The following is a 12,935-nucleotide window of genomic DNA, read 5'->3' as shown; positions in this document are numbered from 1 at the left end:
GCCGAACCGGTCAAAGATCCGGTCCGCGGACCACCGCGTCGCGCACCGCCGCCGGGTCGGCCACTGTCACGGTGACCGCCGGGTGCCGCAGCCACGGGCCGGGCAACAGCGCCGGAACCGGTTCGGCGAAGCGCAGGCAGACGCCGCCGGCCAGGCCGGCGCCGAAGGTCACCCCGCCGTCGGCCGCCGACAGGTGCGGGCCGATCGCCCGCCACCAGCGGTACGGCCCGCTCAGCTCGGCCCCGGTCACGTTGCCCGGCGTGGTGCGCAGCAGCCAGGGACCGAACCGGACGACGAGCGCGTCCGGACCCCAGTCGAGCCAGGCCGTGGCGGGCCGTACCCCGATCAGCGCCAGCGGCAGCCGGAACGCCGGGTCGAAGCGGAACGGGAAGCGGCGGACCGGGCCCGGCGGGACCGCCCCGGGGCCGGCCGGTTCATCTCGCGGCACGTCGGCGACGTACCCGGTGCGGCGGACTCGACACCCGCGGACGGCGTTCCCGCGTCCCGCGCCCGGACGGCGGGACGCGGGAACCCCCCGTCCCGGCTACTGCAGGAACGCCCCGAGGGGTGACAGCAGCAGCCGGCCGAGCAGCGCGGCGTTGTCGTCCAGCCGCGTCCGCTCACACTCGCGGGCGTCCGGGTCGTGCCGGCAGCGCCAGATCTTCTGCGCGTTGCGCCAGGCCACGTTCCGGGTGTACTCCACCAGTTCGCCCTGGTACCAGTCGTCGATGTCGCCGTTCACCATGTCGATCATGAGTTGCCAGTTGTCCAGGTAGCCGCGGCGCAGTTCCGGGATCCGCTCGGCGAAGATCTTGTTGATCTCCAGGTAGTCGCGGTGCTGGTCGCTGCCGTCGATCGGCTCGGACTCCAGGCTGTCGAACGTGGTCACCAGCGCGAACGGCAGATCGTAGTTGATGTGCGCGTTGACCCCCGCGGCGGCCGACGGCAGCGGCCGGGCGTCCGGGCCGCGCATCCGCTTGAACAGGCACGACCATGCCTTCGGAACGCTCGGGCTGGAGTCGCTCCAGAACCGCAGCGCCTCGAAGTAGCGGGCCGCGAACTCCACGTCCAGCCGGGCCAGGAACGCCGGATCGCAGAACCGGTCGTCGTACAGGCCGTCGAGCACGGTGCTGGTGATGACCAGGTAGAGCTTGTTGAAGTCGGCGAGCGGGCAGCTCTCCTCCAGCGGCGGCAGCCGGACCAGCAGATCCTGGAGCTTGGTCAGATGGTCCACGACCGCCGGCACGTCGGCGGGGTGGTCGGCCAGCAGCCCGACGATGTCCTGGTGCACAGGCCCCCAGACCGGTTCGGTCATCTCTCCTCCACAACGGCCGGCGCCCCCACGACGCCACCACCCCTGTTCCGCGGGACAGCCTGCCAGCCGCCGTCCACACGCGGATCCGTCGAACGACGTATTGCCGGCGTACGCCTACTCCGCGCCGTTGCGCAGGAAGATGGCGCTGGCCTGCACGCGCGTGCGGACCTGGAGCTTGTCGAAGATGTGCGAGACGTGGACGCCGATGGTCCGCTCGCTGATGAACAGCCGCTGGCCGATCTCCCGGTTGGTCAGCCCCTCGGCCACGGCGGCCAGCACCTCCCGCTCCCGCGCGGTCAGCGTCGCCAGCTCGTCCACCGCCGGACCGGCGGGCGCCGCCGCCCGCTGCCGGGGCACCGGCGCCGGGTCCGGCGCGGCGTCCACTGTCACCCGGGCCCGCGAGGCGATGGTACGGATCTCCGCGGTCAGCGGCACCGCGCCGAGCGACTGGGCCATCGCGTACGCACGGTGCAGCAGCTTGCCCGCGGTGGCCACCCGGCTGCGGCGGGCCAGCAGCGCCTCGGCCTGCCGCAACCGCGAGTACGCGGCCGGGTAGGGGTGGTTGCGCCGGTCCCACTCGAGCGCGGAGCGCTCCCACAGCGCGGGGTCGCCGCGGCCGTCGTCGAGCCGGCTCAGCTCGGCGTCGCACAGCGCCAGGAAGCCCTCGGCGACGTACCGCACCGGTGCGCCCGCCTTGGCGCTCTTGCCGGTCACCCGGTCCACCACCTCGCGCAGCCGGCGTACCGCGTTCGGGTCGACCTCGATCGTGCGGCTGGCCGCCGCCTCGGCCTCCGCGCGCAGCCCGTGCCAGGCCAGCGTGGCCAGCACGATCACGTCGTCGGAGCGGCTCTCGGTCAGGCCCCGCTGCACCGCCTGCCGGGCCACGTCGTGCCGGCCCTGCCACATGGCCAGGCCGGCCCGCAGGATGAGCATCGGCAGCACGTGCCGGGCGCCGCCACCGGCCAGCACTGTGGCGACCGCCTCCAGGTCGCGGTCGGACGCCTCGACGTCGCCGTACCCGACCGACAACCGGCACCGGGCCAGCAGCAGCTCGACCGCGTCGGCCCCGGACGGGCGGTGCCGCAGCGCGGCGGCGACGACCTTCTCCGCCTCGGCCCACTGCCCCACCCGGAACAGCCCGTTCGTCGCCACCGCCAGCAGCCGGGTCTCCCAGGTGCGGCCGAGCCCCAGCTCGGCGACCCGGTCGGCGCCCCGGCGGGCCACCACCACCCCCTCCTCCAGGATGTTCAGCGGCCCGGTGAGCAGCTCGGCCAGGTGCAGGTACGCGCAGGCCACGTCCTCCGGCCGGCCGGACCGTTCGGCGGTGTCCAGCGCCTGGCGCATCACCGCCAGCCCGGCGGCCGGATCCTCCAGGAACGCCTCGCTGAACCCGAGCGCGGCGCTGGCCATCACCACCTCGGAGGTGGTGCCGGGAACGTCGGCGGCGAGCGCGAGGGCCTCCCGTGCCTGGTCCCCGGCCTCGGCGTAGCGGCCCAAATGCAGCAGCAGCTCGGCCAGCCGGGCAGCGGCGGTGCACCGCTCCTGCGGTGTGCAGTCGGGCGAGTCCAGCACCCGCCGGTACTCCTGCTCGGCGGGGGCCGACCGGCCGGCGGCGGCCAGGTAGCGGGCCCGGCGGATGCGCAGCGCGCAGACCGGCGGGCCGGACGGGTCGTCGGCCAGCTCCTCCAGCAGCGTGAGGGCGCGGGCGTGCTCACCGCTGTGGTGCGCGGCCTCGGCGGCGTGGCTGAGCAGCTCGGCCCGGTCCACCTCGACCGGCTCGGGCCGTGCCCCGTCGGGCAGCACGGCGGCCGGCTCGGTGGCCAGGGTCAGCGCGGCGGACCAGTGGCGGTGCGCCTCGGCGTACCCGTGCAGCCGTTCCGCCTCGCGGGCGGCGGCCATCGCGGCGGGCAGCGCCCGGGCCGGCTCGCCCGCGTGCCGCCAGTGGTGGGCCAGCCGGGCCTGGTGCAGCTCGGCCGGTACGGCGGTGAGCGCCTCGGCGTAGCGGCGGTGCAGCGCGGCCCGCTCGGCGGGCAGCAGCTCGTGGGCCAGGACCTCGGCGACCAGCCGGTGCCGCAGCCGGTAGCCGTCGTCGGCGCCGACCAGCAGGCGGTGCGCGACCGCCTCGCGGACCGCGTCGAGCAGCTCCTCCTCGGGCAGCCGCACCACCTGGGCCAGCAGCCAGTGCTCGACCGGCTCGACGCCGGCCGCGACCGCGTGCACCACCGCGTGCGCGGGCTGGGGCAGCGCGTCGACCCGGTCGAGGAACACCTCGCGCAGCGTGTCGGAGAGGCCGTCGCGGCCGTCGCGCCGGTCGCGGGCGAGTTCCTCCACCACGAACGGGTTGCCGCCACTGCGCTGCCAGAGCTGGTCGGCGGCCTCCGGCGGCAGCGGCGCGCCCACCACGGCGGCGGCCAGTTCGTCGGTGGCGGACCGGTCCAGCGGCAGCAGGTCGATCACCCGCACCGAGCGCAGCCGGCGCAGCTCAGTGAGCACCCGGCGCAGCGGGTGCGCGCCGCGCAGCGACTCGGCCCGGATCGCCGCCAGCACGGAGAGCTGGAGGTCGCCGAGGCCGGCCAGCAGATAGAGCAGGAGCTGCCGGGTGCTGCGGTCGACCCACTGTAGATCGTCGAGGACGAGCACCAGCGGCCGTCCGCCGGCCACCACGTGCAGGCCCTGGGCGACGCGTTCCAGCAGCGCGCCGGCGCCGTCCGGGCCGGGGGTCTCCTCGTCGAAGACCTGCAACACCCCGCGGATCGCCGACGTGGTGCGCGCCTGCGCCTGCTCGGCGTCGAGCCGGCGCAACGCCTGCCGTACCGGGTGCAGCGGCGAGGCGTCTCCGATGTCGAGGCAGGTGCCGGTGAGCACCAGTGCACCGGTCTGCCGCAGCTGCTCGCCGACCTCGGTCAGCAGGCGGGTCTTGCCCACCCCGCTCTCTCCGGTGAGGAACACCGCGCCGGTCTGCCCGGGCCGCAGGTCGTCGTAGAGCGCCGACCGCAGCGTCGCCATGGTCCCGGTACGGCCGACGAGAGGTGCAGTGTCCACGTCGCTGGCCATGGGACGCAGCCTAGTCACAGGTCCCCGCACCGTTCTACGGCCTCAGGGCCGGACCGGTACCTCTCGCGTCGACTACACGACTAATGGTTGCGGGTGCCCGACATACGTCGTCCTACAGATCCCCCGAGAACCCGGTGGTGAAAGTCTGCTGAGGTCGTCGGGCACCACGATCGGGAAAGGGTGGGTGCGATGTTGATCACCACGCCCGCAGGGAGTCGGAAAGCCGTCATCGCGGCGTGCCGGCCCGTGCCCGAGGAACGACGTACCGTGACCGTCCTCTTCGTCGACATCGTCGGCTCGACCCGGCTGGTCGAGCGGCTCGACCCGGAGGACGTACGCGCGTTGCAGCGCGCCTACTTCGGCACCGTCGCCGCCGTGCTGCGCCGCTGGCGGGGCGTGGTCGAGAAGTACGTCGGTGACGCGGTCATGGCGCTGTTCGGCGCGTCCGGTTCGGACGGTCTCGACGCGTACCGGGCGGTGCGGGCCGGGCTGGACATCCAGGCCGCGCTGGAGCGGCGGCGGCCGGGCGGCGTCCGGCTGCGCGTGCGGGTCGGCGTGGCGACCGGCGAGGTGCTGCTGGACCTGGCCGGGGTCCGCGACGGCGGCCACGGCGCGGCCAGCGGCGCGGTGATCACCACGGCGGCCCGCCTCCAGGAACACGCGCCGCCGGGCGGGGTCGTGGTTTGCCCGGCCACCCGAAGCGCGGTGGCCGGCCTGGTCGAGCAGCGTCCACTCGCCACCCTGACGCTCGCCGGCAAGGCGCTCCCGCTGGACGTGTGGCGGGTGACCGGGGCGGCCGGGAGCAGGCCGGCCCGGCACCGCGTCCCACTCGTGGGCCGCCGCCGCGAGCTGGCCGGCGCGGCCGACGAGGTGACCCGGGCGCTGCGCGAGCGGCGTCCCCGGTGGATCTCACTGGTCGGTCCGCCGGGCAGCGGCCGCAGCAGGCTGCTGCACGAGGTGACCCGCGCCGTGTCGCACGTGGACGGCGTACCGGTGCGCCGCCGGGTGACGACCTGCCCGCCGTACCCGTGCGGGGAACTGGCCCCGCTGGCCGACCTGGTCCGTCCCCGGCCGGACGGCACGGTCGCGGACGGGCCGGGCGGCGTGCTGGCCGCGTTCCTCGCCGCGCCGGACGACGACCCGGCAGCGGCCCGCGCCGTGGTCGCCTGCCGCGAGGCGCTGCTCGGCCTGGCCGCCGACGCGCCGGTGGTGGTCGCGGTGGACGACCTGGACCGGGCCGCCCCGGCGCTGCGCAGGTTCCTGCACCAGCTCCACGTGGCGGCCGCCGAGCGGGGACTGCCGCTGGCGGTGGTCACCACGTGCGGCTCCGGCTCCGCCGACCCGCTGCCCGCACCGGCGCGGCGGATCCCGGTGCAGCCGCTGGGCCCGTTGGACACCGGACGGCTGCTGCGGCACCTGCTCGACCGGGCCGGCCGGCCGTCCGCGCTCGCCGCGCGGCTGGTCGCGCTGGTCGGCGGCAGTCCGGCGGTCGCGACGGCGTACGCGTCCGCCGAGCCGGCCGAGCCGGGTGGCGTACCGGCCGCCGTGCGCCGCCTGGTGGACGCCCGGCTGGACCGGCTCGACGACGCGCACCGCGCGGTCCTGCTGGCGGGCGCCGCCCGGAGCGGCCCGGTCGTGGCCGCCGTGGTGGAGGCGATGCTCGGCTGGCCCGCCGGCCGGGCCGAGCCGGCGCTGCGGGCGCTGGCCACGGCGGGGCTGGTACGTCCGGTCGCGGCGGGCGGCTGGGCGGTCGACCCGCTGGTGGCGCGGGTGGCAGCGCTGCGGCTGTCCCGGGCGGTGCGGGCGGACTTCGCCCGCCGCCTGCGCGCCGGGAAGGACGCCGCTGCGGGCCGTGTGCCGGCAGCGGGAACCGGCGTCCCGTCCGGGGACGCCGACGAGCGGGAGGTCTGCCCGCTCGGGGCGGGACGGTCGCGCCGGTCGGGGGGAGGGGCCCGACCGGCGCCCGTCCCGCCGAACCGGCCGGATCGGGCCGGCGCGCTGGGTCCGGTACCCGGGGATGTGGTCCTCGCACAGCCCGCCCGGGCCGGGCCGCCCGGGCGGGCGGGCCGGAACCGGCGAAGAACCGAGCCCGGCGGGCACATGCTCGGGCTGGCCGCATGAGCGTGACGTCCGGGTCGGAGCGGGCACGGGGCCACTCCGGCCCGGACGTCACCCGGCTCGCAGGCGTGCGGACGCGGGCCCGCAGGCGATCAGTCGCGGGCGATGGTGCGGCTGCGGCCCCGGAACTCGGCCACCACCTCGTCGCCGCGCCGCACGCTCACGTCGTAGATGCCGCTGCGGCCGTGCCGGACCCGCTCGGTGGCGTACGCCTCCAGCAGGTCGCCCTCGCGTACCGGGCGCAGGAAGCTGATCTCGCCGCCGGCCGCCACAGTCGCCGGGCCGTGGCTGTTGCAGGCAAGCGCGAACGCGGTGTCGGCGAGCAGGAACACGAAGCCGCCGTGCCCGATCGCGTGCCCGTTGAGCATCGCCGGGGTCACCCGCATGCGGGCCACCGCCGCGCCGTCGCCGGCCGAGACGAGCTCGATGCCGAGCCCCTTGGACGCCACGTCGGCGTCGAACATGTCGCGCGCCGCGGTGCGGCCTCCGTCGCCCGCCATCTCAGGACTCCCGCCGCTGGTCGACGATGCGGCGCATCTTGCCCATCGAGCGTTCCACCCCGTCCGGCTCGATCACCCGTACCGCCACCGACACCCCGATCGTGTTCTTGACCTGCTCGACCAGCGTGGCGCCGGCCCGCTCGGCCTCGTCGGCGGCGGCGCCCGCGCGCCGCTCCACGTGCACGGTGAGCGTGTCGAGCCGGCCCCACCGGTCGAGCACGCACTGGAAGTGCGGCGACAGGGCCGGGGTACGAAGGATCAGCTCCTCGATCTGCGTCGGGAAGACGTTCACCCCCCGGACGATCATCATGTCGTCGGTACGTCCGGTGATCTTCTCGATCCGCCGCATCGGGCGGGCGGTGCCGGGCAGCAGCCGGGTCAGGTCGCGGGTGCGGTAGCGGACCACCGGCATGGCCTCCTTGGTCAACGAGGTCAGCACCAGCTCGCCCCGCTCCCCGTCGGGCAGCACCTCCCCGGTGACCGGGTCGATGATCTCCGGGTAGAAGTGGTCCTCCCACAGGTGCAGGCCGTCCTTGGTCTCCACGCACTCGACCGCCACACCCGGTCCCATCACCTCGGACAGGCCGTAGATGTCGAGCGCGTGCATGTCCAGGCGCGTCTCCAGCTCGCGGCGCATGTCCTCGGTCCACGGCTCGGCGCCGAAGACGCCCACCCGCAGCGAGGTGGCGCGCGGGTCGACGCCCTGGCGTTCCATCTCGTCCACGATGGCGAGCATGTAGCTCGGCGTCACCATGATGACCTCCGGTTCGAGGTCGCGGATCAGCATGACCTGGCGCTCGGTCATGCCGCCGGAGACCGGGACGACAGTGCAGCCCAGTTCCTCGGCGCCGTAGTGCGCGCCGAGGCCGCCGGTGAACAGCCCGTAGCCGTACGCGACGTGCACCCTTTCGCCGCGCCGGCCCCCGGCGGCCCGGATCGAGCGGGCCATGAGCTTCGCCCAGGTGTCCAGGTCGCCGCGGGTGTAGCCGACGACTGTGGGACGGCCGGTGGTGCCGGAGGAGGCGTGCAGCCGGGCGATCCGCTCGCGGGGCACCGCGAACATGCCGAACGGGTAGTTCTCCCGCAGCTCCGCCTTGGCGGTGAACGGGAAGCGGGCCAGGTCGGCCAGCTCACGCAGGTCGTCCGGGTGCGCGCCGAGGGCGTCGAAGGCGCGCCGGTAGTGGGGCACGTTGTCGTACGCGTGCCGCAACGAGTGCCGCAGCCGGTCCAGTTGCAGCGCGCGCAGCTCGTCGACGCCGATCCGCTCGACGGGATCCAGCTCGTCCGGACGGGGCGTGCGCTCCTCCACGGTGACCTCCTGGCACGAGGGGCCCCGGACGCCGCCGCCCCGGGACGCTGCCGCCCACCGTACGCCCGCCGGCCCCCTTCCCCGCACCTCCCCCGCGATCTTGCACTTACCGCCCCTCGGGTCTCCCCTTTGCGAGCTTCGTCGGGGCCGAAACCGCAAGATCGCCGAGAGCGCGGGGCGGGAGCGGAGGCGGGGTTATGCTCGCGGTGGCGGTGGGGCCCGCCGTTCCGGCGGGTGCCGGGAGAACCGCGACGTCGCCAACGGTCCCTGCCAGTGACGAGTCCTGGTGGGAGGTGTCGTGTCCGATCCCCGCGTCGATCCCGACGTCGACCTGCGCGTACCGGCGGACCGGACGGAACTGTCCGCGCACCCGGCGGCGGTGCTCGGCGTGATCGCCGCCGGTGGGGTGCTCGGCGCGCTGGCCCGGGCCGGCGCGCAGGCCGCCGTGCCGCAGTCGCCGGGCGGCTTCCCGTGGGCCACGTTCGGCGTCAACGTCACCGGCTGCCTGCTCATCGGCGTGCTGATGGCGGTACTCACCGCCCGCCCGGCCCACCCGCTGACCCGGCCGTTCCTCGGCGTCGGCGTGCTCGGCGGGTTCACCACGTTCTCCGCGTACGCGGTCGACGCGCAGCGGCTGCTGACCGACGGCGCGGCCGCCACGGCGGGCGCCTACCTGGCCGCGACTGTGCTCGGCGCGCTGGCAGCGGTGGCGGCCGGCGACACGGTGACCGCCCGGCTGGCCGCCCGGGACGGGAGCCGACCGTGAGCGTCCTGCCGCCGCGCGCCCGGAACGCGGCGGACCGGCCGCCGGGCGCACGGCAAGGGGCGGACCGGTGACCGTCCTGCTCATCGCGATCGGCGCCGCCATCGGCGCGCCGCTGCGCTATGTGACCGACCGGGCGGTGCAGGCCCGGCACGGCTCGCCGTTCCCGTGGGGCACGCTGGCTGTGAACGTGGCCGGGTCGCTGCTGCTCGGCGCGCTGCTCGCGGCACCCGTCGGCCCGGCCGTGACCGCACTGCTCGGCACCGGCTTCTGCGGCGCGCTGACCACCTGGTCCACGCTCAGCTACGAGACGCTGCGCCTGGCCCGCACCGGCGAGCGCCACCTGGCGTACGCGAACGTGGCGCTCAGTGTGATCGCGGGGCTGGGCGCGGCGCTCCTGGGCTACGCGGTCGTCACCGCGCTGACCGGCTGACCGCGCCGCTCAGACGGTCAGCGGGCCCGGCGCTCCGGGTGGGCCCGGTTCCACGCCCGCATCCGCTCCGGGTAGCCGGTGCGGGCCGCCTCGTACAGCGGCACCGCGTGCTTCTGGGCGATCCTGCCTGCGGCCCGGGGCGAGCCGGTACGGCGGCGGATCCACTCGCCGTCGTGCGCGATCGCGACGACCGTCGTGTCGGTGGCCGTGGTCTCCGGCTCCAGGTAGAACTCGACCCCGCGCCGGCTGGTGACGAACGCCTCCAGCTGCGCCAGGTCCTCCTTGGTCGCCTCGCGGTCGAGCTTCGTGGGCGTCGTCGGGTCGGCGGCCCGGCGGCTGAACCAGCCCATGCCCGCCTCCTCTCCTCGGCGTTCGCTCCAGTGCAGCACGCCCGCCTGGCAGGCGGTTGGGAGCGCGGTGGGAGTCGGCTGGACCGGCTCAGCCGACCTTCGCCGCCGGAGCGTCCGCTTGCGCGTCCGGCGCGGCGGAGCGCTCCCGCAGCACCGGCACCAGCGCGAGCGTGGGCAGCAGGAGCAGCGGCACCACGACGAGCGCGGACAGCACACCGAAGTGGTCGCCGAGGAAGCCGAGCAGCGGCGGCCCGGCCAGGAAGGCGGTGTAGCCGATCACCGCGACCACGCTCACCCGGGCCGGGGCCTTGTCCTCGTCGTCGGCGACGGCGCTCATCCCGACCGGGAAGCCGAGCGAGGCGCCGAGTCCCCACAGCGCGACGCCGACGACGGCGAGGGGGCCGTTCCCGGCCAGCACGGCGAGCGCGGCGCCGGCGGACGCCATCGCGATGGTGGTGAACAGCACCGGCACCCGGCCCCACCTGTCGATGGCGACGGTGCCGACCGTGCGGCCGATCGTCATGCCCACCACGAACACGCCGAACACCGCGGCGCCGACCGCCTCGTCGACCCCGTACCCGTCGACGAACGCCACCGCGAGCCAGTCGTTGGCGCTGCCCTCGGTGAACGCCATGACCAGCACGAGCAGCCCGATCAGCAGGGTGCGGGGCTCGCGCCAGGCGGCCAGCAGCGCCTGCCGCCGGGCCGCCGGCTCCCCGGCCCCGGCCGCCTCGGCGGTGGCCGCGAGGAACGCCCGGGCGCCGACCAGCGTGCCGGCCAGGATCAGCACGGACAGGACCGGCAGGTGCACGCCAACGGGTACGCCGAAGTGCGCGGCGCCGGCACCGAGCCCGGCCCCGGCCACCGAGCCGAGACTCCAGGCGGCGTGGAACCGGGGCAGGATGGTGTAGCCGAGGCGCTTCTCCACGGCCGCGCCCTCGACGTTCATCGCCACGTCGCACAGGCCGGAGCCGAAACCGAACGCGGCGAGCCCGAACCCCACCCCGACGACCGAGCCGGCCAGGCTGGCGGACAGACCCGCCACGGTCAGGCCGAGCGAGACCAGCACCACCGACACGGCGACGGTGCGCGCGGGTCCGAGCCGCTGGGTGACCAGGCCGGCGGTCGGCATGGCCAGCAGCGAGCCCGCCGACGCGCAGAGCAGCAGCAGGCCGAGCCGCCCCGGGTTGAGGTCGAGCGCCTCCTGGGCCGCCGGGACCCGGGAGAACCAGCTCGCCACCGCGAGCCCGTTGAGGGCGAAGACGACGGCGACGCCGTTGCGGGCGTTCAGCACCGCCCGGGGCGCCGGTGGCCGCTTCCCGGCCGGTGCGTCGATGGTGCTGCTCACGGTGCGGTGGTCCCTTCCCCCGTCTGATCCCGACGACAATCGCACACCTGAGAGCGCTTCCACCACAAGCGCGGTTATGGCTTCGCCCATCCGCGCCGGAGCAGGCATGATGCGGGCATGGGTACGCCGACCGCACGTCCCGCCACGCTCGACGACGTGGCCCGCGACGCCGGGGTGTCCCGGGCCACCGCCTCCCGGGTGCTCGGCGGCTACGGGTTCACCTCGGTCGACGCCCGCACCCGGGTGCGGGCCGCCGCCGAGCGCCTGGACTACGTGCCGGACCTCGCGGCCCGGGCGCTGGTGCGCGGGGCCGGGGTACGCCTGGTGGTGGCCGTGATCGGCCGCGACGACACGGTGCTGGACGACCCGTACGTGCACCGGGTGGTGAGCGCGGCGTCGCGGGTGTGCGCGCCGCACGGTGTCGGGGTGGCCCTGGAGTGGCTGCCGCTGGCCGACCCGTCGGGGCTGACCCGGCTCGGCGTGGATCGCGGCGTCTGCGGTGTGATCCTGGTCAACACCACCCAGGCCGCGCTGGACGCGGTGCCGTCGAGGCTGCGCGGCCGGGTCGCCTCGATCGGGCAGGGCTCGGCGACGGTGCCGTCGTTCGACGTCGACAACGCCGGTGGCGCGGGCGAGGTGCTGCGCCACCTCTACGCCACCGGGCGGCGCCGCATCGTCATGGTCACCGGTCCGCGCTGGCTGACCTGCGCCGAGCGTTCGGTCGCCACGTACCGCGAGCTGATGCGGGAGTCGGGGTCGCCGGAGCGGCTGGTCACCGGCGACTTCACCGCGGCGCGGGGCGGCCGGGCGGCGCTGGAGGCGCTGCGCCGGTGGCCGGACGCCGACGCGGTCTACGCAGCCAGCGACGCCACCGCGTTCGGCGTGATCGCCGCGCTGCGCGGACGAGGCGTGCGGGTGCCGCACGACGTGGCGGTGGCCGGGTTCGACGATCTGCCGTACGCGGCCGTGAGCAGCCCGCCGTTGACCACGGCGACCCATCCGGTGGATCGGATCGCCGCCGCGGCGGCCACGGCTGTGCTGACCCGCGCGCCGGTCGCCCCGAGCACCGCGTTCCCGTCGACGCTGGTCGCCCGGGAGAGCGCCTGAGCGCCCCGTCAGTGCCCGGCGCGTCACCGTCGGCCCGGACGGCCCGGCCCCGGGTCCGCAGCGCGTCGCACGGGAGTGGACGGGTACGGGCCGGTCGGCCCTGGCCTCCGCCGCCCGGCTGCCGGTCAATGGGTACGGGCGAAGGAGGGCCTCCGATGGGCGGTGTGCTGACGTGGATGTACCGGGGCGGCCGGCCGAACCGGCCGGCCCGGATGTTGAACGCGCTGTCGGCGTGGCAGTACGGCGCCGGCCTCGCTCCGCGGCACTGGATGACCATGGAGGTGCCGGGCCGCCGCACCGGCCGGATCGTCTCGGTGCCGATCGTGGTCGCCGATCACGACGGCGAGCGGTACGTCGTGTCGATGCTGGGCGAGAGGGCCAACTGGGTGGCGAACGTGCGCGCCGCGGGCGGCCGGGTGGTGCTGCGCCGTCGGGGCCGAGAGCCGGTCCGGCTGGTCGAGGTGCCGGTGGCGCAGCGGCCGCCGATCCTGCGCCGGCACCTCGCGCTCGCCCCCGGCGCGCGCCCGCACGCGCCGGTGGACCGGCACGCCCCGCTCGCCGAGTTCGCCCGGGTCGCCGCCGGCATCCCGGTCTTCCGGATCGTCGCGGCGGAGCCGTCGGCGCGGTGAGCGGTAGAA

Annotated in this window: 12 protein-coding genes; 5 read left to right on the top strand and 7 right to left on the bottom strand. The window is 75.9% G+C overall.

The genetic code is table 11. The features are described 5' to 3' along the window. Positions 1–10: 10 nt before the first annotated feature. From Q3W68_RS16380 to Q3W68_RS16370, 3 genes are all read right to left on the bottom strand, one after another. Positions 11–448 (bottom strand): hypothetical protein, encoded by a 438-nt coding sequence (locus tag Q3W68_RS16380; protein ID WP_302906258.1) that lies wholly within the window; start codon positions 446–448, stop codon positions 11–13. A gap of 96 nt (positions 449–544) precedes the next feature. Continuing rightward, positions 545–1,315, bottom strand: a complete 771-nt coding sequence (locus tag Q3W68_RS16375) for a DUF5995 family protein (RefSeq protein WP_302906257.1) — start codon at positions 1,313–1,315, stop codon at positions 545–547. 114 nt (positions 1,316–1,429) lie between these two features. After that, positions 1,430–4,369 carry a helix-turn-helix transcriptional regulator gene (locus tag Q3W68_RS16370; RefSeq protein WP_302906256.1) on the bottom strand — a complete coding sequence of 980 codons (2,940 nt, stop codon included), beginning with the start codon at positions 4,367–4,369 and terminating at the stop codon, positions 1,430–1,432. 189 nt (positions 4,370–4,558) lie between these two features. Between Q3W68_RS16370 and Q3W68_RS16365 the strand changes: the two genes are divergently transcribed. Continuing rightward, a complete protein-coding gene (locus Q3W68_RS16365; RefSeq protein WP_302906255.1) occupies positions 4,559–6,490 on the top strand; it encodes an adenylate/guanylate cyclase domain-containing protein in 1,932 nt (643 codons plus the stop codon). Positions 6,491–6,579: 89 nt separating this feature from the next. On the opposite strand, the gene paaI is transcribed toward Q3W68_RS16365, so the two are convergent. Together paaI and paaK are read right to left on the bottom strand one after the other, a co-directional pair. Then, positions 6,580–6,987 carry a hydroxyphenylacetyl-CoA thioesterase PaaI gene (gene paaI / locus Q3W68_RS16360; RefSeq protein ID WP_302906254.1) on the bottom strand — a complete coding sequence of 136 codons (408 nt, stop codon included), beginning with the start codon at positions 6,985–6,987 and terminating at the stop codon, positions 6,580–6,582. 1 nt (position 6,988) lies between these two features. Further along, positions 6,989–8,296: a phenylacetate--CoA ligase PaaK gene (gene paaK / locus Q3W68_RS16355; protein WP_302906253.1), complete on the bottom strand. Its 1,308-nt coding sequence runs from the start codon at positions 8,294–8,296 to the stop codon at positions 6,989–6,991. Between the two features lie 298 nt (positions 8,297–8,594). Between paaK and Q3W68_RS16350 the strand changes: the two genes are divergently transcribed. Together Q3W68_RS16350 and Q3W68_RS16345 are read left to right on the top strand one after the other, a co-directional pair. Beyond that, positions 8,595–9,062 carry a CrcB family protein gene (locus tag Q3W68_RS16350; protein ID WP_302906252.1) on the top strand — a complete coding sequence of 156 codons (468 nt, stop codon included), beginning with the start codon at positions 8,595–8,597 and terminating at the stop codon, positions 9,060–9,062. Positions 9,063–9,129: 67 nt separating this feature from the next. Further along, complete coding sequence (locus Q3W68_RS16345; protein WP_302906251.1) at positions 9,130–9,492, top strand: CrcB family protein; 363 nt, start codon at positions 9,130–9,132, stop codon at positions 9,490–9,492. Positions 9,493–9,509: 17 nt separating this feature from the next. On the opposite strand, the gene Q3W68_RS16340 is transcribed toward Q3W68_RS16345, so the two are convergent. Next, positions 9,510–9,842 carry a hypothetical protein gene (locus Q3W68_RS16340; protein WP_302906250.1) on the bottom strand — a complete coding sequence of 111 codons (333 nt, stop codon included), beginning with the start codon at positions 9,840–9,842 and terminating at the stop codon, positions 9,510–9,512. An 88-nt stretch (positions 9,843–9,930) separates the two neighbouring features. Then, a complete protein-coding gene (locus Q3W68_RS16335; protein ID WP_302906249.1) occupies positions 9,931–11,190 on the bottom strand; it encodes an MFS transporter in 1,260 nt (419 codons plus the stop codon). 117 nt (positions 11,191–11,307) lie between these two features. Here Q3W68_RS16335 and Q3W68_RS16330 point away from each other — a divergent pair, with 117 nt between their 5' ends. Both Q3W68_RS16330 and Q3W68_RS16325 read left to right on the top strand, forming a co-directional pair. Further along, positions 11,308–12,297: a LacI family DNA-binding transcriptional regulator gene (locus tag Q3W68_RS16330; RefSeq protein WP_302906248.1), complete on the top strand. Its 990-nt coding sequence runs from the start codon at positions 11,308–11,310 to the stop codon at positions 12,295–12,297. Positions 12,298–12,452: 155 nt separating this feature from the next. After that, on the top strand, positions 12,453–12,926 hold the full coding sequence (locus tag Q3W68_RS16325) for a nitroreductase/quinone reductase family protein (RefSeq protein WP_302906247.1): 474 nt from the start codon (positions 12,453–12,455) through the stop codon (positions 12,924–12,926). Positions 12,927–12,935 lie beyond the last annotated feature (9 nt).

Source organism: Micromonospora sp. C28ISP2-4 (assembly GCF_030519385.1).
GTDB lineage: Bacteria > Actinomycetota > Actinomycetes > Mycobacteriales > Micromonosporaceae > Micromonospora > Micromonospora tulbaghiae.
The sequence above is the reverse complement of the archived record's forward strand: the minus strand, read 5'-3'. Positions and strand labels throughout refer to the sequence as shown.